Genomic DNA, 23,800 nt, shown 5'->3' on the forward strand with positions numbered 1-23,800 from the left:
CCGCCTTTCAGTCCACGTTGCGACGGAACTCCCGCAGCACGCTGCCGCCCTGCCAGACCGTCACCTCCAGCGGCATCTGGCCGGGCAGGGTGTGCGTGGCGCAGCTGTAACACGGGTCGAAGGCCCGGAAGCCCATCTCCAGCCGGTTGAGGATCCCCTGGGTCGGCTCCTGGCCGGGCTGGATGAAGGCCTCGGCGGCCTTCTTCACGGTCATCTGGATCGCCGCGTTGTTGTTGGTGGTGCCGACGATCAGGTTGGCCGAGGTGCAGATGCCCTGCTCGTCGCACGTGTAGTGGTGGGTCAGCGTGCCCCGCATGGCCTCCACGATGCCCACGCCCTCGCCCGTGATCCGCTGCGGGATCACGCGGAACTCCGGGCTGGTGATCTCCGGGTCGTCGCAGTGGCGCTGGAGCATCTCGGCGTTCTGGACCATCTCCACCAGCCGCGCCCAGTGCTGGGCCATCAGCGCCAGACAGGGCTTGGCGCCCAGCACGGAGAACATCTCCTCGTAGGCCTCCTGCGCGCCGGGCGTGGCCATGCGTTCGGCCACGTTGAGGCGTGAGAGGGGGGTGGCGCAGTAGATGCTGCTGTCCACGCCCTCCACGAAACCCTGCCAGCCGCGCTGTTTGAGGTAGGGGAACTTGAGGTAGCTCCAGGACTCCACGTGCTCGGCCACGTGCCGGGCGTAGTCCTCCGGCGCGTAGCGGCAGATCTCCGCGCCTTCGCAGTCCACCACCCGCACGTGGCCCTGGTAGAAAGTGACGGCGTCGTGCTCGTCCACCAGTCCCATCTGCTGCACGCGCAGGTTGTAGGGGCCGTTGAGGATCAAGTCGACGTAGGCCGGGTTGCCCAGCACCACGTCGCGGAAGAGCTGCAGGGAGAACGCCGCGAACTCGCGCAGCTCGCGCACCAGCGGCCGGATTTCCTCCAGTTCAGGCGCGCTCAGGCCCTTGGAGACGCCGCCAGGCAGACACCAGACCAGATGCGTGGAGCGGCCGCCCAGGATGGTCTGGATGCGCTGGGCCATGGCCCGGGCTTTGATCACCGCTCCGCCGATCTCCAGCCCCACTTTCGCCACCACGCCCAGGATGTTGCGCGTGGCCGGGTCGCTGTCCGGCCCGCAGACGAAGTCCGGCGCCGCCAGGGCGTAGAAGTGGGCGATGTGGCTGTGCATGAAGTGGGCGTGGTAGTACATGTCGCGGAGCTTGTGGGCCAGCGGGGCGATCTCCCCGCCGAAGCAGCCGTCCACGGCCTTGGCGCTGGCCATGTGGTGGCTGGCCGGGCAGACGCCGCAGATCCGGGTGACGATGCGCGGCAGCTCCTCGATGGGCCGGCCCACCACGAAGCGCTCGAAGCCGCGCAACTCGGGGATCTGGAAGTAGCTGTCGCGCACCCGGCCCTCGTCGTCGAGGAAGATGGCCACCTTGCCGTGGCCTTCCAGGCGCGTGATGGGATCGATGGTGATGGTCCTAGGCATGCGCGTGGCTCCTCTGCAGGGTCGAACCGGGCAGGCCGAAGCGGTAGGCGTAGCCCATGATGTCCGGCACGCCGTCCAGGATGCGCTCGATCTCCTCGGGGTCGCGGCTGTCGATGATCGAGGCCAGCGCGCTGACCAGTTTCGCTCCCTGGTCGCTGACGTTGGGGGCCGGGCCGTAGCAGCCCCGGCAGGGCATGCCGCTGTTGGGGCAGCGCACGCCGCAGCCTGAGCGCGTGGCCGAGCCGGCGCAGAGGATGCCCTGCTCCAGCAGGCACAACTCCTGGTCCTGGAGGATCTGCCAGGGCCGGTGGAAGGCCCGCACTTTCTTCTCCTTCTTCACCCGCGGACAGTCATCGCAGACGCAGCGCTCGCTGGCCCCCACCACGGCGCCGCGCGGCGGCAGCGCGCCCTGGGCCACGGCCAGCAGGACGGCCTTGATCTGGTCCGGCGCAGGCGGGCAGCCGGGCACGGTGTAGTCCACCTCGACGATGTCGGCGAGGCGATAGACCCGCTGGTAGAAAACGGGGATCTCCAGCTCGCCGGCCGCCACCTGGCTGCGGGGTTGGGGTTGGGCCGTGCTGCCCGCCTCGATGCTCGGGTTGTCCAGGTAGGCGCGCTCGAAGATCTCGCGCTTGCTGGAGAGGTTGGCCAGGCCCGGGATGCCGCCCAGGTGCGCGCAGGAGCCGAAGGCCACCATGAGCTGGCTCTTGGCGCGCAGCAGGCGGGCCACGTGCTCGTTCTCGCTGTTGCGCACGGCGCCGTTGAACAGCGTGAGATCCAGCTCGCCGTCCGCCAGGGCCTCGATGTCGGCGTACTTGCCGTCCGTGGCGATGGGCCAGAGCCGGATATCCGCCAGGGCCGCCACGTCGAGGATGAACTCGTTCGTGTCCAGGATGGCCACGTCACAGCCGCCGCAACCCGCGCCCCAGTAGATGGCGATCTGCAGTTTCCGCTCCGCCATGCCGTACCTCCCCTCGCCGCTTCCGTCCGCGTTCAGCGCTCCGCCAGGTCCGTCTCGAGGTTGTGCTTGATCCGGCAGGGTCCCAACCGGCGCACGGCCTCGGTGATCTCGCCCACCACCTCCGCGAAACGCTGGCCCTCGCTGGCGCTGACCCACTCCAACCGCACGCGCTCCGGCTCGATGCCGTAGTCCGCCAGCAGGCGCTTGAGCAGCGGGACGCGGCGCATGGTCTTGTAGTTGCCCTCGCTGTAATGGCAGTCGCCGGGGTGGCAGCCGCAGATCAGCACGCCGTCGGCGCCCTCGCGAAAGGCCTTCACCACGAAGGTTGGATCCACGCGGGCCGAGCACATCACGCGGATGGCCCGCACGTTGGGCGGGTACTTCACCCGGCTGGTGCCCGCCAGATCGGCCCCCGTGTAGGAGCACCAGTTGCAGAGGAAACCGACGATCTTCGGTTCAAAGGCCATCAGAGCACCCCCTCGATCTGGGCGCAGATCTGCGCGTCGGTGAAATGCCGGCCCTTGATGGCGCCGGACGGGCAGGCCGCCACGCAGGTGCCGCAGGCCTTGCAGAGGGCGCTGATCACGTGGCTGCGCCGGCGCTCCTCGTCGTACTCGATGGCCGCGTAGGGACAGAGTTCGTTGCAGACCCGGCAGCCCGAGCAGTGGCCGTCGTCCACCTCGGCGAAGACCGCGTCCACCTCGATCTGTCCGCGGCTGATCTTGGCCAGGATGCGCGCCACGGCGGCGCGGGCCTGGGCCACGCTGTCCGGGATGTCCTTGGGCGACGAGCAGGTGCCGGCGATGAACACGCCGTCGGTGGTGGTGGCCACGGGATCCAGTTTCGGGTGGCTCTCGATGAACCAGCCGTCCTTGTCCTGGCTGATGTTGACCACGTGGGCCACCCGGCCGGCGTCCCGGCGGGCCTCCATGCCCACCATCAAGACCACCAAGTCGGCGGGAATCTCGACGAGCTCACCACAAAGCAGGTCCTTGGCCTGGATGCGCATGCCGAAGTCCTGACCGGGCTCCGCCGGCAGGATCTCGGGCACGGAGTTTTTCTCGTGCAAGAGGAAGATGGTCTTGAGTTCCGCGCTGCGGCGGTAGAAGTCCTCCATGCCCTTGCCGAAGGCGTGCATGTCGATGTAGAGGTCGTAGATGAAGCAGTCCGGGTTGGTGGCGCGGATCTCGTGGCCGTACTTGAGCGCCGTCATGCAACAGACCCGCGAGCAGTAGGGGTGCCAGGTCTCGGAGCGGCTGCCCACGCAGTGGATGATGGCCGCGTAGCGCGGGGGCCGGCCCGCCTTGGTCAGCACGCGGCCCTCCTTGAGCATGTGCTCCAGGTCGAAGGACGTGATCACGTCCGGCAGGCGTCCGTAGCCGAAGGAGGCGATGCGCGCGGCGTCGAAGGGCTGGTAGCCCGTGCAGACCACGACGCTGCCCACGGGATAGCTGCGGCCGGCACCCGGGCTGTCGTCGCCCCGCGCGGCCACCCGGGCGATGAAATTGCCCACGAAGCCCTGCAGCTCCATCAGCTCCGAGTCGAGCAGGACGGTCACGTGGGGATTGCCGGTCACGCGGCTGATGCGGTCCTGCAGGAGGTCGCGCGCGGAGTCGAGAAAGGGCGCGGTCAGGTCCGTGCGGGCCATGTTGCCGCCCAGTTGCCCCTCGCGCTCCACCAGGATGACGGGCTGCCCGGCCATGGCCAACTCCAGGGCGGCGGTGAGCCCGGCGATCCCGCCGCCCAGCACGAGGGTGGAGGGGTTCATGTCCACGTAGCGCTTCTCCAGCGGCTCGTGCAGGGCCACGCGCAGCACGGCGGCCCGGGTGAGGGCGATGGCCTTGTCCGTGGCCAGGCGCGGGTCGTCGTGGACCCAGCTGCACTGCTCGCGGATGTTGGCCATCTCCAGGAAGTAGGGATTGAGGCCCGCCGTGGAGAGGGCCCGGCGGAAGGTGGGCTCGTGCATGCGCGGGCTGCAGGCCGCCACCACCACGCGGTCCAGGCCGAGGTCGCGGATGTCCTGGACGATCATCTCCTGGCCCGGGTTGGAGCAGTTGTACTTGTAGGAGCGCACCACGGCCACGTTGGGCAGCGCGCCCACGGCCCGGGCGACCTCTTCGCAGTCCACCACCTTGGCGATGTTCGTGCCGCAATTGCAGACGTAGACCCCGATCCGGCAGCTCATCGGCGCCTCCTCACACGTTGTGCGCAACCGGTTGGCCCGCCCCGGCGGGCGCGCGGGCGCGCAGCGCCTCGGCCTGCAGGCAGGAGAAGTACATGCCCAGTGGCCGGTAGGCCAGGTGGGCCCACTTGCTGAAGGGCACCTCCAGCACCAGCATGGGCACCACGCCCATCAGGTGGGCCAGGTAGAGCAGATTCGCCTCCAGCGGCAACCCCAGCCGGTGCAGGACGTGCTGGGCCACGCCGGTCAGGGCCACGTAGAGCAGCAGGATCAGGAAGATCCAGTCCGTCTCGTGCGAGTACTTGTAGTGCGTCTCCCGGCGCAGCAGGCGGCCGCGCAGCGCATAGACGGCGGTGGCCACCAGCCCCAGGGAGGCCAGGTAGCCCAGGACGTGCACGCTCCAGGAAATGCCCGGGCCGCGCTGCATGTCCTCGAGGAAGAACATGATCAGCACGAGCATGGTCAGGTAGCTGAGCATCAGGGCCAGGTGGATGGCCCAGGGCCGCTTGCGTTCGCACTCGCGGTAGCGCTTCTGCGTCAGGAAGTGCACGGGCAGTAGCCAGAGGTGCCGCAGGTAGGCGCCCAGGGGCACGCGCATTCCCTGTTCCCGGCCCAGGGTGAACCACCACATGCGCGCGCAGTTCACGGCCAGCAGTCCGGCCAGCAACCCGGCCATGGCCCAGTCGAAGACGTGGACGGCGGAGGCGGGCAGGAAGGCTCCCGGTCCGTCGTAGATGGCCAGGCTGCCGTGGGTCGTGCCGTAGAGCCAGAAGCCCAGCCCGGTGAGCGCGGCCACCAGCAGCAGGGCCAGCACCTCCAGCTGCCAGGACTGGTAGAAGAGCCGCGAGATGCCGGTGAAATCGTACTGGGCGGTCAGCCAGCGGCGCATGCTCATCATGGTCTCGCCGGGCTCGGCCTCGCGCGGGCACTGCTCGCTGCACTCGCCGCAGTAGTAGCAGAGCCAGGGCTCCAGGTTGCCCTTGAGCTTCTCCTCCAGGCCCATCTGCAGGTAGCGCATGGATTTTCGCGGAAAGAGGAAGGGCTCGCGGGAGAAAGGACAGGTGGCGCTGCAATTGCCGCAGTGGTAGCACTTCACCACGTGTTCAGCGCCGTACTTCTCCAGTTCGCCGATCAACCGGGGATTCGACAGGACCGCCATTCGCCCTCCCGTCGTGCCTGAGTCTAGCTGACGCCGGCCAGGGCGCGGGCCCGGGCCTCGATCTCTGCCAGCGGCAGTGTGTCACGGCTTTCCCGCCCGCAGCCGCTGACGATGCTGCGCAACACGCGCGCCGCCACGGCGGAGGCCTGGGCCACGGTGTCGGGAATGTCCTTGGGTCCCTGGCAGGCGCCCGCCATGTAGACGCCGCCGCGCTCGGTGCCGGTGGGATCGATGTTGTAGTCCAATTCGCGGAACCAGCCGTCCTCGTCCCGGCGGATGCCCAGGCAGGCGGCCAGCTCCCCGGTGCCGGCGGCGGATTCCATTCCCACGGCCAGCAGGACCATGTCCACGGGGAACTCCAGCATGTGGTCGCTGAGCATGTCCTCGCCCTTGATGATCATGCGGCCGTCCTGGGTGCCCACCTTGGCCGAGCGCCCGCGCACCACGAAGACGCCTTCGTCCTTGATGCGTTCGAAGAACTGCTCGTAGCCCTTGCCGAAAGTGCGCATGTCGATGTAGTACTCGTAGACCCGCGCCTCGGGCAGCTTCTCCTTCACCAGGTGGGCGAACTTGAGCGAGTACATGCAGCAGACGCGCGAGCAGTAGGGGTTGTAGTTGTGGTCGCGGGAGCCCACGCAATGGATGATGGCCACGCTGCCGGGGGACTCGCCCTCCGGGTCGAAGACCCACTCTTCCTGCTTGCTGCGCTTGTTGAGCTTGAGCGACTTGAGCACGATCCGTCCGCCCGTGGGGCCGGCGGCGTTGGTCAGGCGCTCGAACTCTAGCGCCGTGAGGACGTTGGGCAGGATCCCGTAGCCGTAGCGCTCCATCCGCCCCGCGTCGAAGACGTCGTAGCCCGTGGCCACCACGATGTTGCCCACTTCCAGCTCCGTCAGCTGGTCTTCCTCGTCGAAGTGGATGGCTTCCTTCAGGCACTTCTTCAGGCAGGCGCCGCACTTGGTTCCGCCGCTGAGCAGACGCGTGCAGTGCTCGGCGTCGATGATGTAGGCGTTGGGCACGGCCTGGGGGAAGGGCAGGTAGACGGCCTTGCGCTTGGAGATGCCGCTGTCGAACTCGCTGTCGACCTGCACGGGGCAGACCTCCTCGCAGGCGTGGCAGGAGACGCAGGCCTCGATGTCCACGTAGCGGGCCTTGCGCCGAATCTTGACCGTCCAGGCGCCCGGCCGGCCACCGACGGATTCCAGCTCGGCCAGGGTCCAGAGGGAGATGTTCTCGTGCTGGCCCACGGAGACCATTTTGGGCGTGAGGATGCAGGCCGCGCAATCCAGCGTGGGGAAGGTTTTGTCGAACATGGCCATGTGCCCGCCGATGGTCCCGCTGCGCTCCACCAGGATCACCTTGTTGCCGGCGTCGGCGATTTCCAGCGCCACCTGGATGCCGGCGACCCCGCCCCCGATCACCAGCGTGTCCGGATGCACGGTCGTGCTCTGGGGCACCGCGGCCAGGCCGTAGGGAACCCCCAGCACGGCGCAGGCCGTGACGGCTTTGGCCCGCTCCGTGCCTTCGCCCTGGGTGGCGCCGTGCTCGCGGAAGGAGGCCAGCCGGACTTCGGTCGGGTCGCCCCCCGCCTGACGCATGGCCGTGCTGAAGGTGGGTTTGAAGAAGCCGGGGGAATCCCCGGCCAGGACCAGCCGGTTCAGCCGCTGCCGGCGGATTTCCTGGGACCAGAAGTGGGGATCCGGGTTGGGCCGGCTTCCCAGGTCCTGGACCCGGCAGACTCCCGGCAGGCCGGCGACATAGGTTGCCACCGCCGACAGGTTCAGGCATTCCGCCGGGGCGGTGCCCTTCCAGCAAAAATAGATGCCGATGCGCAGGGGTTCCGACATGGGTCCCTCCCGTGTGAAGCGGCAGGAATATAGCCGCGGAAAGGGAAGTCGCAAGAACAAACATCAAGATTTTAACACGAGTGAGAGCAAAATTTTCGGAATGAGAAGGCAATTGATCGGCTTATCACGAATAATCACGAAGCTCAGTGATTGTTGATCGCTTGTTCATAAAACTAAAGTTGGCAAAATAATCACAAGCAAAGTTGCGATGGTACAATTTTCGGCTTGACTGATCAGAAAATTGTGATTTTCCCGAGATCCATTGTGACAAAATGAACAGATTGTGAGGCAAAAAGTGTTTGGACTGACGAACAAAAAATCAGCAAGTTGCGGAGCGGACGGGGACGGCAACCAGGAGGGCGCATGCGAACGGTTTTTTCGTGGATTTTGGGGCTGGGCCTGCTGGCGGGGGCCGGATCGGCGTGGGCCCTGCCGCGTTTCGCCGCCCAGTACGGCCAGAGCTGTCACCTCTGCCACGTGAACCCGGCGGGCGGCGGGCTGCGCACGAGCTACGGCAGCCAGTTCTTCACCGGCACGGAGCTGGCCGCCAAGGGGCTGGCCCAGGAGCAGCTGGAGGAGCTCAGCCCGGCCCTGAGCAAGCGGGTGGAGATCGGGCTGGACTTCCGCGGCATGTTCCTGCAGGAATCCCAGTCCAGTGACCCGGCCACCGCCCTGGCCAAGCATGAACGGAGCAGCTTCTTTCTGATGCAGGGTGACATCTACCTGGGCCTGAAGCTGCACGAGAAGGTCCGCGTGGTCCTGGAGAAGAGCCTGAACGGGACAGGAGAAGGTTACGGCCTGCTGAGCGTCCTGCCCTGGCACGGCAGCGTCAAGGCCGGCCGCTTCCTGCCCAACTACGGCTGGAACTGGGTGGACCACGAGACGGCCGCGCGCCGCGCGCTGGGCTACGGCGCGGGCCAGCTGGACACGGGCGTCGAGGTGGAGCTGCATCCGGACCACTACAGCCTCGCGCTGGCCGTGGGCAACGACAACGCGGGGCCGCTGGACGGCGACCCGGGCAAGGCCCTGACCCTCCGCGTGCTCTGGCAGCACGAGGCGCTGGGCGGCGCGCTCAGCCTGGGCGCCAACGCCCGGGTCAGCGACCACGCGCCGGCGCCTTCCCGCACGCTGGCGGGCCTGCTGGCCGGGTTCTCCCGGGGTCCGCTCACCTGGACGGCCGAACTCAACCGCTTCGAGAGTGCGGACGTGGCGGGACTGGCCTTCTCCCAGGAGTGGGCCTGGAAACTGCGCCCGGGCCTGGATCTGCTTTACGTCCACGACTTCTATGATCCCGATCTGGACCTGAAGACGGGCCTCGATTTGCGGCAGCGAGCGGGCCTGGACTGGATTCCTGTGCCGGGCGTGGCCCTGCAGCCGGCGCTCAGCTGGTTGCGGCACGAGGAGCAGAGCGCCGCGGACGACTGGCTGCAGGCGGACCTGCAACTCTATCTATTCCTGTAGGGAGAGAACGATGCGACGCATTCTGATTCCGCTGGCCCTGCTGCTGGCCTTGAGCCAGGGCGCGGTGGCCGCGGCCCGCACTTTCGTGATCCAGCCGGGCAAGGCCTGGAACCAGGTCACCTTCCACTCGGAAGCCACGGTGGAATCCTTCGACGGCAAGACGCGCCAGGTGAGCGGGCAGCTGACGGTGGATCCCGAGGCGCTGGGGCAGGGCTCGTCCGCCTGGTTCCAGGTGGAGCTGAAGAGTCTGGACACCGGTATGTCCCTGCGGAACAAACACATGCGGGAAAACCACCTGCACACCGACAAGTACCCGCTCACGCGCTTCGAATTGCGCAGCCTGAGCGTGCCAGTGGCGGCCCTGGCGCCGGGCAAGACTACGCGCGTGACGGCCTCAGGAGAGTACTCGCTGCACGGCGTCACGCGCCCGCGCACACTGCCCGTGGACGTGACCTGGTTTCCCGACGGTTCCCAGACGCCGGCCAAGGCCAGGGGGCCCGTGCTGCACGTGGTCTGTCGCTATGACGTGGGGTTGGCCGAGCACGGGATTCCGCGCCCCGAGTTCCTGTTCATGAAAGTCGCCGAGCAGATGCAGGTCACGGTGGATCTGTGGGCGGTGGTCGAATGAGCCCGCGTGGGGGCCTGCTGCTTTCCCTGCTTTGCCTGGGTGGACTGGCCGGCTGCGCGGATCTGGGCGACGAGCCCGGCACGACGCCGGTGGACGGCGATGTGAGTTTCTCCCGGGACGTGCAGCCCATCCTGCAGGGCAACTGCACGCTCTGCCACGGCGCGGACGGCAGTTCGGGCGGGCTGGACCTGGGCAGTCTGGCGGGCCTGCGGGCCGGCGGGGTGAGTGGCGCCGTGGTGGTCGCCGGCGCGGCGGATTCCAGTCTGCTGGTGGCGCGGCTGGAGGAGAGCAATCCGGCGCTGCGCATGCCGGCGGGGGGGCAATTGCCGGCGCTTCAGATTGACGTGATTCGGGACTGGATCGATCAGGGCGCCGTGGACAATTGAGGACCTCGGCCGCTGAGAGAGGGCTGGGCAGGAAACGTCGCGGGAGTTCCGAAAATTGAACTGACGCGCCCTCCCACTTACCCCCCGCCCGCCCCTAGAAGGGAGGTTCCGGGGGCCGCGCGGCCAAACGGGAATCCGTCGGGACGGGTTCCCGAAGTTTCACCACCCGCAAGTGGAAAGGTGCCGCACCCCGTCGCGGGGCAGGACAACTTGCCGGCCCGTGACGCTCTTCGAAAGCGGTTGTCGAACTACCGGGACGCCTACACCTGCAGGCGTTTGGCCACCGGATCGTAGCTCATGAAGTCCGCGTGGTGCACGATGTAGGCCTCCACGCTGCGGGTCACCAGATTCCCCTCCGCCGCATGGGTGGCCACGATGTGCGAGACCGCGTCCGGCACGCCGGCCTCCATGCACAGGGCCACGCCCGTGAAAGGATGCCGCAGGTACTTGCCCCGGGCGCTCTGGCGGCTGCCCCCCGCCGGATCCGGCTCATACTCGAGCAGCTTGCCCACGTCCGCCAGGATGGCCCCCGCCACCACCACGTCCAGGTCGATGGGCAGTTGGTCGCCCATGAAGGCCTGCATGGCGCGCGCGGACTCCCGGGCGATGTGCACGACGCAGCGCTTGTGCGCCATGAAGGTCACGGACGTGGCGTGCAACAGGGTGAAGGGGATGCGCTGCAGGTCCGCACCGCTGAGCGGGCTGCGCTCCAGCGCCAGCTCCCAGGCCCGGGCGGTGGCGGCCCGCAGGGCGTCGTTTTCAATCCAGTCCAATTCGGGCCAGAGGGCCAGGATGTCGGGTTGCTGGCTCATGCCGTCTCCGCTGCTTGTTGTGGCTTCAAATGCCAAGTTACCAACGGAGCAGGGCTCCCGCCCTTTCCCACACACAGGAGAATCCCGTGCGTCCGATCCTGCGCGCAGTCAGCCTGATCGTGCTGCTGGCGATTCCGCTGGCCGGCGCCCGAAGCGCGCCCGGCCGGGCCGCGGACGCCGGGTCTGCTCTGACGTGGCCGGGCCTGCAGGAGCCCGCGCGGCCCGCCGCTCCCGCCAGCCGCCAGGCGGTCTGGGTCTTCCTCAACGGACACGGCGGGCAGCGGGGCGTCGAACGGGTCACGCCCGATCCCCATGCCCGCTGGCGGCGCGAGGTGCGGGGCCGGCGGGATCGCCTGGAGGATCCCGATCGCCGCGTCTCCGCCTCCTACCTGAAGAGCATCCGCGAGACGGGCGTCCGCGTGCGCACCCAGAGTCGCTGGTTCAACGCGGTCTCCGTCTCCGCCACTCCCGCCCAGCTGCAGAAGCTGCGCGCCCTGCCCTTCGTGCGGGAGCTGCGCCCGGTGGCCACCGGCCGGCGCCGGCCCGATCCGCGCATGGTGGGACGCCCGGACGCCGCCGCGCGCCTGCAGTACGGCACCTCCTTCAACCAGCTGGAAATGCTGGGCGTGCCCGCCGCCCATGACGCCGGCCTGAGCGGCGTGGGCATTCGCGTGCTCATGCTGGACACGGGCTTCTACACGGATCACCAGGCCTTCGGCACGGGGCGCGTGCTGGAGGAGTGGGACTTCATCAACCAGGACGGCGAGACGCAGAACCAGCCCGGCGACCCCGAGGCCCAGCACCGGCACGGCACGGCAACGGCCACGGCCCTGGGCGGCCACTGGCCGGGCGAGCTCTACGGTCCGGCCTACGCCTGCCAGTTCCTGCTGGCCAAGACCGAGGACACGGCCAGCGAGACGCCCGTCGAGGAAGACTACTACGTCGCGGCGCTGGAGTGGGGCGAAGCCCGCGGCGCCGACGTGGCCTCGGCCTCGCTGGGCTACACGGACTGGTACCAGTGGGAGGATCTGGACGGCCGGACGGCCATCACCACCCAGGCGGTGGATCTGGCCGTGGGGCTGGGCCTCTGCGTGGTGGTCTCGGCCGGCAACAACCGGGACGACGAGTGGGGCCACATCGGCACGCCGGCGGACGCCTTCGGCGTGATCAGCACGGGAGCTGTGGACGCCGCCGGACAGCTGGCCTGGTTCAGCAGCCCGGGTCCCACCTACGACGGCCGGCTGAAGCCCGAAGTCAGCGCCCAGGGCGTGGGCGTGGCGGCGGCAGGCTGGGACAGCCCCACCAACCTGCGCTACTTCGCCGGCACCAGCCTGTCCTGTCCGCTGGTGGCGGGCTGCGCGGCCCTGCTGCTGGAGGCCCATCCCTTCTGGACGCCGGCCCAGGTGCGCGCCGCCCTCATGAGCACGGCGGACCGGGCCAACCTGCCCGACAACGATTTCGGCTGGGGCGTCGTCAATCTGCCGGCGGCCCTGGAGCGCTTCCCGGAACCCGGTCCGGTGAGCATCGCCCTGAGTGGCGGACAGGTCCGGCTGAGCTGGCCCCGGCGCGGCTACGACCACTTCCGGATCTACCAGGCCGACCAGCCTTGGGGCCCCTTCACGCTGCTGGGTGAAAGCGCGGACACGCTCTGGACAGGTTCGGCCCAGCTGCCCTCGGGGAGCGGCTTCTACCGCATCCAGGGCCTCGTCGACCCGGGTCGATGAGCTGGCGGATCCGGACCGCCCCCTGGGCGCGCCCCTTCATCGGCGACGCGCCGGCTCTGGGCCGCCTGCTGCTCGCGGCCACGCGCCACCCGGACCAGCGCCTGCGGGACGACGCGCGCAGCCGCGTGCTCCTGCTGCGCGAGGCCCCGGCGGGCACCCCCCCCGAATTGATCCACGCCGCCCCGGCCCCCTGGGTGCTCAAGCGTCCGCTCTGGCGGGACGGCCGCGCCTGGAACCGGCTAGTCTCGCTGTTCCAGCCCGGCGAGATGTGCCGCGCCTTTCGCGCCGGTCTGTTGCTGCTGGAATCCGGCGTGGCCACGCCGCGCCCCCTGTTGCTGCTGGAGCGGCGCCGCTGGGGCCTGCTGGTCGAGTCCTGGCTGGTCTACGAATACGTGGAAGGCGGGCCGGTCACCGAACGCCAATGGCCGCGGGTGGTGGAGATCCTGAGCCACCTGCACGCCGCCGGTTTGTGTCACCGCGACCCGCACCTGGCCAACTGGCTGGTGGCGACCGACGGCCAGGTGGTGGCGCTGGATCCCGGTCCCCGACGATTGCGGCCGCTGCTGGCCGACGACGCCTACGACTTCGTGCTGTTGCGCAACTGCCGGCCGGAGATCCTGCCGCTGCTGCCCCTGCAGGGGAGCTGGAAGTGGCGCGTGGCCGAGGCGCGCAATGCGGCCGTGCAGGGCTGGCGCCGCTGGAAGCGCCGGCTGCGCGGCAGACGCTGAACCCCGACCCAAACCGGAGATCCTCATGAGCGAACTGCTGCGCGAAGCGCTGGGAACCCAGTTCCAGGCCGCTCTCCAGATGCTGGGCAATGCCCTGCGCGCCTGTCCCGCAGAGGATTGGGGCGATCTCTCCGACACGCCGGGCTTCTGGTACACGGCCTTCCACACCCTGTTCTGGCTGGATCTCTACCTGTCGCCCACCGCCGAGGGCTTCGCCCCGCCGGTGCCCTTCGGCTTGGAGGAGCTGGATCCGGCCGGCAAACTGCCGTCGCGTGTGTACACGTGCCAGGAGTTGCTGGACTACCTGGAGCACGGCCGTGGCAAGTGTCGGGACGCCTGCGCCCGGCTGGACCTGGAGGAGGCCGCGCGGCCCTGCGGGATCCGGCCAGGCCTGAGCCGGCTGGAGCTGCACATCTACAACCTGCGGCACGTGCAGCATGGCGCGGCCCAGTTGAATCTGCTCCTGCGCCAACGGGGCCGGGTGGTGCCGGACTGGGTCTCCCGCTCCCGTTAACAGCCGGACTGGGCGGCCTGGATCAGTTGGTTGGCCCGCTCCGCCATGTTGGGGAAAAGGTCCGGCGGCACGGCCGGTTTGCCCAGGGCCTTCAACACCATGTGACGGGCGCATTCATTGAACGCGCCCAGACAGTAGCGCTGTTTGTAGACGCCGGCCATGGCCGGCTTCATGGCCATGCGGTCGTTGAAGAAGGGACAGGCCTGAATGCAGTCGCAGTCCATCTCGCTCGTCTCCCTTGTTTCGGTATCCCTGCCCACCGGTATCGGCAATTGATATTCCATTCTTGATAACGAGTCCGCCTCGCCCGATCCAGGACGGAAGTCCCTGATTCTGAGGGGATTTCCTTGCGATTTCCCTCCTCCTCCGCTATACTCTCGGCTTGCTTTTTGGCCCCGCCGGAATCGGGGGGCCCATCCTTGCCATCCAGATGGGTTGGATGGCCTTAGTCCACAAGGAGATGCGATGAGTGAGCTTCGCAATTACGAAGTCACCTTCATTGCCGAGCCCAATTTTGACGATGAGCGGGTGAATTCCCTGGTGGGGAAGTATTCCGAATTCATCGAAAAGAACGGTGGCGAGGTGCAGAAGGTGGAACGCATGGGCAAGAAGCGCCTGGCCTATGCGGTGGAGAAGCGCCAGTACGGCTACTACATCTACACCGAGGTGAAGATGCCCGGTGAGGCGGTGGCCCTGCTCAAGCGCTGGTTCGCCCTGTCCGAGGACGTCTTCCGTCATCTGGCCGTGCGCATGACGGATCGCGATGTGAAGTTGAAGGCGTTGACCATGGACCACTTCCGCAAGGAGATGGACCGCCGCAACGCCGCCACGCGTCCGGGCGCCCGCGAGGGTGGCGGTCGTGAAGGCTACCGCGACGGGTATCGCGAAGGTGGACGTCCCGAGCGGGTGGAGGACTGATCATGGCCTATCAACGCAAACGCATCTGCCGCTTCTGTGAAGCCGGCGTGAAGTATGTCGACTATCGTGACGAGAAGCGGCTGTCCCGTTTCCTCACGGAGCGCGGCAAGATCATTCCCCGTCGGGTCTCCGGCACCTGTGCCAAGCATCAGCGCATGCTCTCCACCGCCATCAAGCGGTCGCGCATCCTGGCGCTCCTGCCCTTCGTGTCCGACAACCCGGCCTAAGGAGGTGGATGATGAAGGTCATTCTGCGCACTGACATCGATAACCTGGGCAAGATCGGCGAACTGGTCAGCGTGAAGCCGGGCTACGCCCGCAACTACCTGGTTCCCCAGGGCTTCGCCTACACGGCCACGCCGGGCGCCCTGCGCCGCTTCGAGGAAGAGAAGCTGCAGCTGGTGAGCGCGGCCGAGCGCGAACGCAGCCGGGCCGACGCCCTGCGCGCGCGCATCGAGAGCCACCAGTACAAGGTGGAAATGAAGACCGGCGAGCAGGGCCGCCTCTACGGCAGCGTCACGGCCCAGACCATCGCCGACCTGCTGCACGTCGCGGGCATCGAGATCGACCGGCGGCGGATTCGCCTGGACCAGCCCATCAAGGCGCTGGGCGAGTTCTTCGTCCCGATCAAGCTCTACGGCGACATCTCGGCCCAGGCCCGCGTGCTGGTCACCGATGCGGACGCCCTGGTGCGCGCCGCCATCGAGGCCGAAGTGGCGGCCTCGGAGGCCCTGGCCCGCGGCGAAGTCCCGGCGACCCCGGCCAAGGGGCGCGAGGAAGACGACGAGGCCTAGGCCGCCCGGAATCACGAGTGTTGGAAGGGGCCAGATCGAGGGCCCCTTCCTTTTTTCTGTGGGAGGAACCCATGGACCTGCTGGACGGGATGGCTGGACATCCCTGGCTGGTGGCCGCCCTGGTGGCGGCCGCGGCCTTGTTCGTCTACGCGCTGATCAAGCGCCTGCTGACCTTGGCGCTTTTCCTGCTGGTGGTGGTGGTCGGGCTGGTGGCCTGGTTCCGGTTGACGGGCCAGCAGGTGCCGGACGACGTGGACCGGTTGGCCCGGGGCGCGGGTCGGGTGGCCCGGGGCGCCGTGGAGCAGACGGGCGATCTGCTGCGCAAAGGGGAACGTGCGCTGGAATCCAGCCGCGCGCTGGCGGATTCCCTGCGCGGGCTGGACTCCCTCTCCGAACGCTGAGCGCAGACCCGTTCAGCCGATCAGCCAGACCTCTTCGCCCAGATCGAAGGCCAGTTGTCCGCGGGCGGTCAGGGCCAGCAGGCCCGGCCGGACGGGCAGGGGCAGGCGGCCGCTGATCCGCCCCTCCGGCGCGACCTGCAGCAGCCCTTCTGTCTGGTCCAGCAGCCAGATCCAGCCGCGGCTGTCCACCACGGGCGGCAGGCCGGCGGACTCCACGGGCAGGCGCCACATCAAGTCGTAGTTGCGATCCAGTGAATACAGCGCGTCCTGGCCCAGGCCCAGCCAGCCGCCCCGCGGGCGCGCGGCCAGCAGCAGGGGCTCGCCCATCTCGCTCTGCGGCGTGCCCTGGCGATCCACGAAGACCGTGCGCCCGGCGGCGTCCAGGAAGCCGCAATCCTCGTCGCGGTTGAGCACGGGCGGATGAGCCAGATCGCCGCCGGGAAACCACCACTCCACTTCTCCCATGGCCGAACAGCACAGGCAGCCCAGTTCGTGCTGCAGCACCATCCGTCCGTCCCGGTAGAGGGTGGGCGGATAGAGCGGCGGACCGGCAGCGGAGAGCTGGCCGTCGCGTCGGAAGCTGAGGCGCAGGGCCAGTTCGTCCTGATGGAAGAAAACATGCAGGTCGCCGGCGCCGGAGAAGACCAGCAGGCGCCCGTCCGCGGAGGCCGTCATGCCCAGGGGGGAGTGAAAGCCGGACTCCGACGTGTCGCCCAACCGGCGGAAGTGCCCGTCGGCGTCCAGCAGCAGGATGCGACTGGGGCTGACGAACACGCAGCGGCCGCCCGCCAGCCAGAGGGCGGATCCCCAGGCGTGCGACGTGGCGGGCTCGGAGCGGGAATCCGCGCCGGGCGTGCCCGTCTGCAGATCGATCTGGCGGACGGGCTCGCCCTCGGCGTCCCACTGCAGGAAGCGGGCGCCACGCACCAGGGAGAGGCCCGCGCCCGGGGCGGACAGGCAGACCCCGGGCGTGTCGGCGGGCGGCACGGACAGCTTGCGCACCCGCTCCAGCGAGGCGGGCCCGGGCAGTTTCGAGCGCGAGCTGTTGGCCGCGTCGGCGAAGCGGCGGGACCAGGGCAGGGGGGCCGGCGCGTAGGGAGAAAATGGAATCAGCATTTTCGAACGGGCACTTTCGCCATTGAATGTTCAGTCAGGAACATGCACTTTCCGCCTTGCGCCAAAGCTGAGACATTCCCCCTCCAGCTTTGGGAGCCCGTACCGCTGAGGTTCCCAAGGCAAGCCCGCCCCGGCAACGGGGCGGGCGGTTAACTCCTCCGGCAGCACAGCACCAGATCGTGGCTGTCCGCCTGATAGGTCTCCCCCTGCAAGGATCCATAGGCTTGGAGTTCGCGAAAGCCGCAGCCCAGCAGCAGCTTGCGCAACAGCGGGGCGTCCAGGCGCAGGAGCCGGTCGCTGCGCACTTGGCGCGCCCAGTGGCCGGCGGGATCCTGTTCGATCCGGATCAGGTGGACCAGCGCGTGATGTTCATGCAGCTCAATCATTTTGAGGAAATGCCGGCGAGCTTGGCCGTCCTCCTCATCCGTCTTGAGGGGAAAGAAGGCCCGGGCGGGGTCGCGGAATTTCCAATAGTTGAGCACGTGGAGGATCAGGCCGCCGCGGGGACGCAGGCTGTCTCGAATGACGGAGAGCGCCTGGGCCACTTCGTCCAGATCGCGTAGCAGGCACAGGCTGTTCCCCAAACAGAGCGCGGCGTCCTGGGGGGGCAAGCCGAGGGGCTGGCGCAGGTCGCCGGCCAGAAAGCGGCAGCGGGCGGCCAGCTCGGGGTGCCCGTCCAGCAGCTCCCCGGCGGCTACCAGCATCTCCTCATTGCTGTCCAGGCCGGTCAGCTCGAAGCCGGCCTGGGCCAGAGCCAGACAATGGCGGCCCGTCCCGCAGCCCAGATCCGTCACGTGGCGGGCGTTCCAGCTGCGCAGCCAGGCGCGCAGGAAGGGCAGTTCCCGTTCCAGCCGGAGGTCCCACTGGATGGCGCGGTCGAAGTCGGTGCCGATGTTGAAGCCCATGGCCGGATCCCCATTTTCACGGCCCAACGTAGCAAGCGGCGGGCTTTTTCCGGCCCACCCTTGACTTTGCCGGAGCGCGGCCTATATTAGGGGCCTTCTACTCAGTGGGCTGTCGTCTAATGGCAGGACAGCGGATTCTGGTTCCGCGAATTGGGGTTCGAGTCCCTGCAGCCCAGCTTTCCCACGGCCACTTCGGTGGCCGTTTTCGTGGCCGGCCCGCGCTGCCATGCCCGCTCCGGTTCCAGCTGCCCTGCCCCTCGCCCGGTCCAACCCGCTCGTCCAACCACCCATGAAAAACCCCGACCCTTGCGGGCCGGGGCTTGGAATCGAACTGGGGGGGGACCAACGGTTATTTGATCAGCAGCATGCGTCCGGTCAGGGTGCGGCCCTCGGCCTCCAGGCGATAGAGGTAGAGGCCGCTGCTCAGCTGGCTGGCGTCGAAGGAAACCCGATGCGCGCCGGCCGCCTGCGGGCCGTCCACCAGGGTGGCCACCCGCTCGCCGGTCAGGCTGAACACGCTCAGCCGCACGTCCGTGGTGACAGACAGGCTGTAGTCGATGGTCGTGACCGGGTTGAAGGGGTTGGGGTGGTTGCCCCGCAGCTCGAAGGCCCGGGGAGCGTCCAGCGCGTCCACCACGCCGCAACAGGGAACCCAGATCATGCCGGAGGTGGCCAGGGCCGGGCAGGTGGCGCAGTCCACCAGCAGGTCGTAGTGCAGGGACTCGTCGCAGGGCGTGCCCAGCGGAGCCACCTGGAAGGTCAGCGTGATGCTCTCGCCGGGCAGCAGTTGGTCGGCGCCCTGGACGGGGGAACCCACGGCCTGCAGGCCGGTGCCGGCCAGCAGGGTGGCCGTGATGCCCTGGCAGGCGGAGCCGCCCACGTTGGTGATGGTGAGCGCCAGATCGCCGGCGGCGGGATTGTAGAGCTCGTCGGTGCAGCCGAAGGCGCTGATGGCGTCCATGGACAGGCTCAGCTCGCCGGGGACCACCTGGCCGTCGCACTGGCCCATGGAGAGGGCGTAGCCGAGGGCGTTGTCCAGCAGGGTCAGCATGTGCGGGAAGGTCCCGGCCCCATCGCCCAGGTAGTACTCGAAGGGCTGGGTCAGCGCCAGCACGCGGCCCGCGCCCACGGGATAGTCCGCGCCCGTGACGTGGCCGTCCAGGTCGGTGATGTAGCTGAGTGTCGTGCCGGGCAGGTTCATCAGGCTGTCGTGGCTGGCCATTCCGCCTTCGAAGAGCGGAAAGGGCATGCCCGCGCTCAGCGGGTTGACGTCCGGAAACAGGTTGTAGCTCTGGGGCGCAACGGCCGAGTTCACGCCGCCGGGCAGGCGCAGGGTGGCGCCCAGGCTGGCCGTGTTGTACAAGACCGCGCCGCCGTCGGTGACGTAGGCCGCCAGATTGTTGCGGGCGGCCAGGGAATTCAGGTTGAGCGAAGTGTCGTCGCCGTTCTCCGTCATGGCGCCGGTGACGTAGACGAGGCAATAGGTGCTCAGGTCGGCCGTGCGCAGATCCATGGAGCTGGCCACGGTGACGTTGACGCCGCGCTCCGTGAACCGGGGAACCACGTCCCCGCCCCAGGGCTGGTAATCACGCACCACCAGGACTTCCTGGGACGTGCGGGCGTGACCGTACTGCCCGGGCTGGGACGGCAGCCGGGTGCCTGCCGGGTTTGTCGAACTGGCCAGGGCGCTGGAGCCCAGACCCAGACAACCAACAAGCAGGATTGACAAGGCCTTCATGGAGCCCTCCTTGGACACATCTCGATGTTTGTATGCGAGTCGTTTGATTTGCTGAGCCCGGGCGAGCAATCCATATGCCAGTCAAAGCGGTTCCCAAACTTCGCGCACATTCCGGAGAGTCCGTGAATGGCGAGTCATGACTAGGCCCTTTCGTGAATACGGGCAAAGCCGACTGGCGTTCGATTTCCGGCGGGGTGAACAACCCCGCTCGGTAGGTTTGGAGAGATGGGACGCGGCGGAGAGAGCGAAGGCGGCCGCAGCCGCCTCCGCTTCAGGTTGTCAATCGGTCAGTGGGTGGCGCGCACCTGGAAGATGCGCAGCTCGTCGGCGCCCGCCGGCAGGGTCAGGCTGGTGCCTGCCGTGCTGCCCGCCAGGTTCCACGCGCCGCCCTGGGAGGGCGCCGAGTAGACGTGGTAGCCCAGGGCGCCCGGAATCGCCGTCCAACTGAGCTGGATCATCGAGCCGGCCAGCAGCTGGATCTGGGTCTGCGGCACGCCCAGCAGCAGCAGCTGGTAGTCGCAGGCGGCCGAGAGGGCCGAGTTGCCGGCCGGGCTGGCGTCCACGGCCTGCACCTGGTACTGCACCGTCGCGGGGGCCGGCAGGCCGGGCAGGTCGCCCGTCCACAGGTCGCCGCCGGCCGCCGTCAACCCGGCGGACTGCGGCGCGCCGCCGTCCACGCTGAACAGCAGGCTGGCCGAGGCGACACCGCTGGCGTCCGTGATGCTGGCCGTGACGGCGCGGGGCTGGTCGGTCCAGCTGTCGTCCAGGCAGCTTAGGCTGATCAGCGGTGCGCTCTGGTCGACGTTGCCCACCAGCAGGCTGACCGGCACCACGACGCTGGATTCGTCGGGGTCGTTGCTGCTGAGCGTGACCAGGCCCGTATAGGTTCCGGCCGTCAGGTCGCTGGCGTCGAAGGTCACGCTCAGCGCGCTGCTGCCGTCGGCATTCACGCTGCCGCTGGTCGGCGCGACGCTCAGCCAGGGCGTCTGGGAGCTGAACTCGATGGCCAGGCCGTTGCCCAGGTAGGCGGCGTTGGCCACCACCTGCAGGCCGTCCGTGCCAGCGGCGTTCTCGATGCCCACCGTGCAGCCCGTGGCGGCCGTCACGGTCTGGTACTGGAAGAGGATCCGGCCGTCGCTGAACAGCAGCGCCTGGAAGGTCTGGTAGCTGCCGGTGCCGTAGAGCGGCACGCCCGTCCACTGCACGATGAAGCGACCGTTGGCCCCGTCGGCCAGGTACTTGACGCTGCCCGCCGAACCCGGGTTGAGGTCGTCCCAGAAGGGCGCCAGCAGGTTGTTGGGCTCCGCCGCGCCGGGGATGCCCTGGTTGGTGTAGGTCGTGGCGCTGGTGGTGAAACTCAGGTAGCCGTTGCTGCCCACCTTGAGCGTGCTGAAGGTCGTCCCGTAGAACGAGAAGGGGAAGCCCAGCGGCAGCGCGGCGCTGAGGCCGTCGTCGCTGGTGCCCGTCGCCCAGCTCACCGTCGTGCCCGTGGCGCTGATGTCCACCCAGCTGTAGGCCGGGCCGCCGGCCTGGTTGGAATCCTCCCAGCGGTAGCCGAACGCGTCGGGACCGCCCGCGTTGCGTTCGAAAGTGCCCGGGCGCGGGTCCGCCTCGCCCTTGGCCAGTTTGAGGAAGGGCAGGCTGCTCTGCAGGCTGACCGTGGAGGCCGCGGCGCTCCAAGTCAGCGTGGCTTCTCCCGTGTTGAGGATCGTCAGACTCTCCGTGCCGGTCTGGCCCGGGGCCAGGGTCTTGCTCAGGCTGGCCGGCGTCACGGAGATGTCCGGGTAGCTCGGCTGGCCCAGCGCGGGCAGGACGATGTCGTCCACCCAGGCCGCGTCGCTGTTGGTGCTGACGGAGCCGTCCTTGGAATAGGTCCAGGTGCAGGTGTGGGCGCCGGCGGCCAGCGTGTAGCTCGCCAGGGTCCAGTCCAGCTCGCCCGACCAGGCGCCCTGCTCGACGCCGTCGACGTAAAAGCGCAGGAAGTCGTAGGTGGCCTCGGAGGAGACCTTGTAATAGAAGGACAGGCTGCTGCTGGACGCCACCTGCAGGGCCAGGCTCATGCTCGAGGTCTGGTTGTGGGTGATGACCCCGCTGCGGGCCGCGAAACTGCCGCCGTGCACGGTGCCCGTACCCACGGTCCAGGGCAGGGTGCTCTGGCTCCAGCTCCAGGCGCTGAAGTCGCCGCTCTCGAAGCCCTCGGTGGTGAGGCCGGAGGTCAGGCTGAAAGTGAGCGTGGTGCTGTAGCCGCCCGCGGCGCTGATCACCAGGCTGAAGGAGGCCACGTGGCCCACGGGCGTGGCGGGATCCACGCTGATCACGAAGGAATTGCTGCTGGCCGCGCTGCCGCCCGTGGCGATGGCGGGCCAGGCGCCGCTGGCGTCGCTGACGCTGATGTAGGGGCTGGTCTCGCTCAGGGTGCCCGTGATGCTGCTGGCCGCCGCGCCGGAGTTGGCCAGCGTGATGACCAGGGTCGGCGTCTCGCCGGGATCCAGCGCGCCGTCGTCGCCGTCGGAGACAGTCACGCCGCCCAGGGCCAGGACCGGCACGGTGAGCGGCGCGTCATCCACGCCGTCCAGGACCGTGAGGCCCGTGTTGCCGGGATCCAGCCAGTCCACCAGCCGCGTGGCGGCGCTGGAGCCGCGGTTCCAGCTCATGGAGAACTTGCCGTACCAGTCGGAGGTAAGGCTGGAACAGCTGGCGTAGCCGCCGTGCAGCTGGCCCGTGATCCGGTGGTTCTGGTCGAAGAGCGGGCTGCCCGAGCTGCCGCCCTCGGTGGTCCCGTCGTCCCACTGGGTGATCTTCCAATGGGAGTCCACCACGCCCGAGGTGCCCAGGTAGCGGTCGCTGCTGGTGGCGTTGTTGTCGAAGCTGATCTTCTTGATGTCGCCCGAGGGGTGGTGGATGCCCACGCTCAGCGTGCTGGCCGTGTTGACGGCGCTCCAGCCGGCGAAGTGCGCGTTGTAGGCGGCGGGGATGTTCTCCGTCAGCTCCACCAGCGTGAAATCCGAGTCCGCGTTGGTGGCGCGCAGCGTGCAGCCCGTCACCGACGTGTAGCTCACGTTCTGGTTTGTGCAACCCGGGCTCTCGTAGTTGAAGACAAAGATGTAGCTGCCCGTGGACAGCCCGCAGTGGTTGGCCGTAAGGAGATACTGGCGCAGGTCCTGGGCCGTGTTGTTGACCAGCGCGCCGCTGCAGAGGGCCGAGCCGCCGCTGGTGAGGATCAGCGCCACGGCGCGCTTCTGGGTCTGCCAGGGGGCGCCTTCGGGACAGTTGACGTTGTTGTTGCAGCTGCCCGAGTCGCCGTAGGCGCGCTCGTCTTCCACGCGGCCGAACACGTTGCGGTAGGCGTGCACCACGGAGCTGACGTGCAGGTCGCCCGGGAAGGCCACCCAGGCCGGCTCGTGATACTCCAGCACCACGGCGTCGCCAGGGGTGGGCTGGGTGGCGAAGCTGCCGTCCGGCGAGCTGGCGCTGTTGTACTCCGTGAAGGCGCCGATGAGCTGGCTCTGGTCGTCGAGGTAGAGGAAGAACTCGGCGCCGGCGGGCAGCTGGAAGCGGTCGTACTGGAGGTTCAGGCTGTAGGCGCCTGGACTGGCGAGGCGCAGGCGCCAGACCCGGCCGCCGTCGGGCAGCGTGGACCAGACCCCCGCGTTGTCCAGCCCCAGATCCACCGGCACGGGAGCGCCGAAGCGCCAGGGCGTGCTGGCCTTGTCCGCGCCGGCGTCTTCCGCCAGATAGCGCGCCACGTCGGGGGCGGGCAGAGACAGGCTGGGCACCGTCTCGGCCAGCGGGTGACGGAAACTGGGCGGCGTGCCGCCCGCGCTCACCTGGGCCCGGGCCGGGCCAACGGTGGCGAGTAGGGCCAGCAGGCACCCCAGACCGGTCCAGCGACGGACCGGATTCGACAGGAAACTCATGGCACACTCCGGCTGCGGTTGGTCCCCCGGCGGGGAGGAACAGGATGTTGAACAAGTGGATTGGGCAAGGATACCTGCGCAAGAATCAGGCCCTCTGGAGCGGCCCGCCGGACGTGAAACAGGCTATCTGACC

The 23,800-nt window shown here is 68.5% G+C and carries 22 protein-coding genes and 1 tRNA gene; 11 read left to right on the forward strand and 12 right to left on the reverse strand.

What is annotated here, in order from left to right:
• Nucleotides 1-7: 7 nt before the first annotated feature.
• From WC326_09245 to WC326_09270, 6 genes are read right to left on the reverse strand one after another with little or no spacing between them, the layout of a single operon-like run.
• The gene (locus WC326_09245; protein ID MFA7331246.1) at nucleotides 8-1,477 is read right to left on the reverse strand and encodes a Ni/Fe hydrogenase subunit alpha; all 1,470 of its coding nucleotides are present in this window, start codon (nucleotides 1,475-1,477) and stop codon (nucleotides 8-10) included.
• Nucleotides 1,470-2,438, reverse strand: coding sequence for an oxidoreductase (locus tag WC326_09250; protein ID MFA7331247.1), 969 nt, complete (start codon nucleotides 2,436-2,438; stop codon nucleotides 1,470-1,472). The genes WC326_09245 and WC326_09250 overlap by 8 nt, the downstream gene beginning before the upstream one ends.
• 32 nt (nucleotides 2,439-2,470) lie before the next feature.
• A complete protein-coding gene (locus tag WC326_09255) occupies nucleotides 2,471-2,905 on the reverse strand; it encodes a hydrogenase iron-sulfur subunit (GenBank protein ID MFA7331248.1) in 435 nt (144 codons plus the stop codon).
• Nucleotides 2,905-4,623, reverse strand: a complete 1,719-nt coding sequence (locus tag WC326_09260) for a CoB--CoM heterodisulfide reductase iron-sulfur subunit A family protein (GenBank protein ID MFA7331249.1) — start codon at nucleotides 4,621-4,623, stop codon at nucleotides 2,905-2,907. Before WC326_09260 ends, WC326_09255 begins: the two co-directional genes overlap by 1 nt.
• A gap of 10 nt (nucleotides 4,624-4,633) precedes the next feature.
• Nucleotides 4,634-5,779 (reverse strand): 4Fe-4S dicluster domain-containing protein, encoded by a 1,146-nt coding sequence (locus tag WC326_09265; GenBank protein MFA7331250.1) that lies wholly within the window; start codon nucleotides 5,777-5,779, stop codon nucleotides 4,634-4,636.
• A gap of 23 nt (nucleotides 5,780-5,802) precedes the next feature.
• Nucleotides 5,803-7,626, reverse strand: coding sequence for a CoB--CoM heterodisulfide reductase iron-sulfur subunit A family protein (locus tag WC326_09270; GenBank protein MFA7331251.1), 1,824 nt, complete (start codon nucleotides 7,624-7,626; stop codon nucleotides 5,803-5,805).
• Between the two features lie 363 nt (nucleotides 7,627-7,989).
• Between WC326_09270 and WC326_09275 the strand changes: the two genes are divergently transcribed.
• The 3 genes from WC326_09275 to WC326_09285 are packed head-to-tail and all read left to right on the forward strand — an operon-like array spanning nucleotide 7,990 to nucleotide 10,101.
• The gene (locus WC326_09275) at nucleotides 7,990-9,087 is read left to right on the forward strand and encodes a hypothetical protein (protein MFA7331252.1); all 1,098 of its coding nucleotides are present in this window, start codon (nucleotides 7,990-7,992) and stop codon (nucleotides 9,085-9,087) included.
• A 10-nt stretch (nucleotides 9,088-9,097) separates the two neighbouring features.
• A complete protein-coding gene (locus WC326_09280; GenBank protein MFA7331253.1) occupies nucleotides 9,098-9,715 on the forward strand; it encodes a YceI family protein in 618 nt (205 codons plus the stop codon).
• Entirely contained in the window at nucleotides 9,712-10,101 is a 390-nt protein-coding gene (locus WC326_09285) for a c-type cytochrome domain-containing protein (GenBank protein ID MFA7331254.1), read from the forward strand. The genes WC326_09280 and WC326_09285 overlap by 4 nt, the downstream gene beginning before the upstream one ends.
• Nucleotides 10,102-10,361: 260 nt before the next feature.
• Here the strand turns inward: WC326_09285 and WC326_09290 are convergent, their stop codons facing one another.
• Entirely contained in the window at nucleotides 10,362-10,913 is a 552-nt protein-coding gene (locus WC326_09290; protein MFA7331255.1) for an HDIG domain-containing metalloprotein, read from the reverse strand.
• 86 nt (nucleotides 10,914-10,999) lie between these two features.
• Between WC326_09290 and WC326_09295 the strand changes: the two genes are divergently transcribed.
• Genes WC326_09295 through WC326_09305 form a run of 3 tightly spaced genes read left to right on the forward strand, consistent with a single transcriptional unit; the run spans nucleotide 11,000 to nucleotide 13,879 of the window.
• Entirely contained in the window at nucleotides 11,000-12,637 is a 1,638-nt protein-coding gene (locus WC326_09295; GenBank protein ID MFA7331256.1) for a S8 family serine peptidase, read from the forward strand.
• Nucleotides 12,634-13,365, forward strand: a complete 732-nt coding sequence (locus WC326_09300) for a hypothetical protein (GenBank protein ID MFA7331257.1) — start codon at nucleotides 12,634-12,636, stop codon at nucleotides 13,363-13,365. Before WC326_09295 ends, WC326_09300 begins: the two co-directional genes overlap by 4 nt.
• A 25-nt stretch (nucleotides 13,366-13,390) precedes the next feature.
• Nucleotides 13,391-13,879, forward strand: coding sequence for a DinB family protein (locus tag WC326_09305; protein ID MFA7331258.1), 489 nt, complete (start codon nucleotides 13,391-13,393; stop codon nucleotides 13,877-13,879).
• Here the strand turns inward: WC326_09305 and WC326_09310 are convergent.
• The gene (locus tag WC326_09310; GenBank protein ID MFA7331259.1) at nucleotides 13,876-14,103 is read right to left on the reverse strand and encodes a hypothetical protein; all 228 of its coding nucleotides are present in this window, start codon (nucleotides 14,101-14,103) and stop codon (nucleotides 13,876-13,878) included. The genes WC326_09305 and WC326_09310 overlap by 4 nt on opposite strands.
• 241 nt (nucleotides 14,104-14,344) lie before the next feature.
• Between WC326_09310 and rpsF the strand changes: the two genes are divergently transcribed.
• The 4 genes from rpsF (at nucleotide 14,345) to WC326_09330 (ending at nucleotide 15,991) form a co-directional block, all read left to right on the forward strand.
• Entirely contained in the window at nucleotides 14,345-14,797 is a 453-nt protein-coding gene (rpsF, locus tag WC326_09315) for a 30S ribosomal protein S6 (GenBank protein ID MFA7331260.1), read from the forward strand.
• A gap of 2 nt (nucleotides 14,798-14,799) precedes the next feature.
• Complete coding sequence (gene rpsR / locus WC326_09320; protein ID MFA7331261.1) at nucleotides 14,800-15,024, forward strand: 30S ribosomal protein S18; 225 nt, start codon at nucleotides 14,800-14,802, stop codon at nucleotides 15,022-15,024.
• Between the two features lie 11 nt (nucleotides 15,025-15,035).
• A complete protein-coding gene (rplI, locus tag WC326_09325; protein MFA7331262.1) occupies nucleotides 15,036-15,590 on the forward strand; it encodes a 50S ribosomal protein L9 in 555 nt (184 codons plus the stop codon).
• Between the two features lie 71 nt (nucleotides 15,591-15,661).
• Complete coding sequence (locus tag WC326_09330) at nucleotides 15,662-15,991, forward strand: hypothetical protein (GenBank protein ID MFA7331263.1); 330 nt, start codon at nucleotides 15,662-15,664, stop codon at nucleotides 15,989-15,991.
• A gap of 12 nt (nucleotides 15,992-16,003) precedes the next feature.
• Here WC326_09330 and WC326_09335 read toward each other — a convergent pair whose 3' ends face one another.
• Nucleotides 16,004-17,107 (reverse strand): hypothetical protein, encoded by a 1,104-nt coding sequence (locus WC326_09335; GenBank protein ID MFA7331264.1) that lies wholly within the window; start codon nucleotides 17,105-17,107, stop codon nucleotides 16,004-16,006.
• Nucleotides 17,108-17,256: 149 nt separating this feature from the next.
• Nucleotides 17,257-18,012, reverse strand: a complete 756-nt coding sequence (locus WC326_09340; GenBank protein ID MFA7331265.1) for a class I SAM-dependent methyltransferase — start codon at nucleotides 18,010-18,012, stop codon at nucleotides 17,257-17,259.
• A 105-nt stretch (nucleotides 18,013-18,117) separates the two neighbouring features.
• Here WC326_09340 and WC326_09345 point away from each other — a divergent pair.
• Nucleotides 18,118-18,188 (forward strand) — tRNA-Gln (locus WC326_09345).
• 173 nt (nucleotides 18,189-18,361) lie between these two features.
• Here the strand turns inward: WC326_09345 and WC326_09350 are convergent.
• On the reverse strand, nucleotides 18,362-19,750 hold the full coding sequence (locus tag WC326_09350; GenBank protein MFA7331266.1) for a T9SS type A sorting domain-containing protein: 1,389 nt from the start codon (nucleotides 19,748-19,750) through the stop codon (nucleotides 18,362-18,364).
• 287 nt (nucleotides 19,751-20,037) lie between these two features.
• Nucleotides 20,038-23,667: a hypothetical protein gene (locus tag WC326_09355; protein MFA7331267.1), complete on the reverse strand. Its 3,630-nt coding sequence runs from the start codon at nucleotides 23,665-23,667 to the stop codon at nucleotides 20,038-20,040.
• Nucleotides 23,668-23,800: the final 133 nt, after the last annotated feature.

The sequence above is a fragment of the Candidatus Delongbacteria bacterium genome, assembly GCA_041675285.1.
Lineage (GTDB): Bacteria > CAIWAD01 > CAIWAD01 > CAIWAD01 > CAIWAD01 > CAIWAD01.

What these genes read in the sequence shown, in the direction of transcription:
- WC326_09245 (MFA7331246.1), bottom strand. Translation starts at nt 1,477, where the DNA reads ATGCCTAGGACCATCACCATCGATCCCATCACGCGCCTGGAAGGCCAC.
- WC326_09250 (MFA7331247.1), bottom strand. Translation starts at nt 2,438, where the DNA reads ATGGCGGAGCGGAAACTGCAGATCGCCATCTACTGGGGCGCGGGTTGC.
- WC326_09255 (MFA7331248.1), bottom strand. Translation starts at nt 2,905, where the DNA reads ATGGCCTTTGAACCGAAGATCGTCGGTTTCCTCTGCAACTGGTGCTCC.
- WC326_09260 (MFA7331249.1), bottom strand. Translation starts at nt 4,623, where the DNA reads ATGAGCTGCCGGATCGGGGTCTACGTCTGCAATTGCGGCACGAACATC.
- WC326_09265 (MFA7331250.1), bottom strand. Translation starts at nt 5,779, where the DNA reads ATGGCGGTCCTGTCGAATCCCCGGTTGATCGGCGAACTGGAGAAGTAC.
- WC326_09270 (MFA7331251.1), bottom strand. Translation starts at nt 7,626, where the DNA reads ATGTCGGAACCCCTGCGCATCGGCATCTATTTTTGCTGGAAGGGCACC.
- WC326_09275 (MFA7331252.1), top strand. Translation starts at nt 7,990, where the DNA reads ATGCGAACGGTTTTTTCGTGGATTTTGGGGCTGGGCCTGCTGGCGGGG.
- WC326_09280 (MFA7331253.1), top strand. Translation starts at nt 9,098, where the DNA reads ATGCGACGCATTCTGATTCCGCTGGCCCTGCTGCTGGCCTTGAGCCAG.
- WC326_09285 (MFA7331254.1), top strand. Translation starts at nt 9,712, where the DNA reads ATGAGCCCGCGTGGGGGCCTGCTGCTTTCCCTGCTTTGCCTGGGTGGA.
- WC326_09290 (MFA7331255.1), bottom strand. Translation starts at nt 10,913, where the DNA reads ATGAGCCAGCAACCCGACATCCTGGCCCTCTGGCCCGAATTGGACTGG.
- WC326_09300 (MFA7331257.1), top strand. Translation starts at nt 12,634, where the DNA reads ATGAGCTGGCGGATCCGGACCGCCCCCTGGGCGCGCCCCTTCATCGGC.
- WC326_09305 (MFA7331258.1), top strand. Translation starts at nt 13,391, where the DNA reads ATGAGCGAACTGCTGCGCGAAGCGCTGGGAACCCAGTTCCAGGCCGCT.
- WC326_09310 (MFA7331259.1), bottom strand. Translation starts at nt 14,103, where the DNA reads ATGGACTGCGACTGCATTCAGGCCTGTCCCTTCTTCAACGACCGCATG.
- rpsF (MFA7331260.1), top strand. Translation starts at nt 14,345, where the DNA reads ATGAGTGAGCTTCGCAATTACGAAGTCACCTTCATTGCCGAGCCCAAT.
- rpsR (MFA7331261.1), top strand. Translation starts at nt 14,800, where the DNA reads ATGGCCTATCAACGCAAACGCATCTGCCGCTTCTGTGAAGCCGGCGTG.
- rplI (MFA7331262.1), top strand. Translation starts at nt 15,036, where the DNA reads ATGAAGGTCATTCTGCGCACTGACATCGATAACCTGGGCAAGATCGGC.
- WC326_09330 (MFA7331263.1), top strand. Translation starts at nt 15,662, where the DNA reads ATGGACCTGCTGGACGGGATGGCTGGACATCCCTGGCTGGTGGCCGCC.
- WC326_09335 (MFA7331264.1), bottom strand. Translation starts at nt 17,107, where the DNA reads ATGCTGATTCCATTTTCTCCCTACGCGCCGGCCCCCCTGCCCTGGTCC.
- WC326_09340 (MFA7331265.1), bottom strand. Translation starts at nt 18,012, where the DNA reads ATGGGCTTCAACATCGGCACCGACTTCGACCGCGCCATCCAGTGGGAC.
- WC326_09350 (MFA7331266.1), bottom strand. Translation starts at nt 19,750, where the DNA reads ATGAAGGCCTTGTCAATCCTGCTTGTTGGTTGTCTGGGTCTGGGCTCC.
- WC326_09355 (MFA7331267.1), bottom strand. Translation starts at nt 23,667, where the DNA reads ATGAGTTTCCTGTCGAATCCGGTCCGTCGCTGGACCGGTCTGGGGTGC.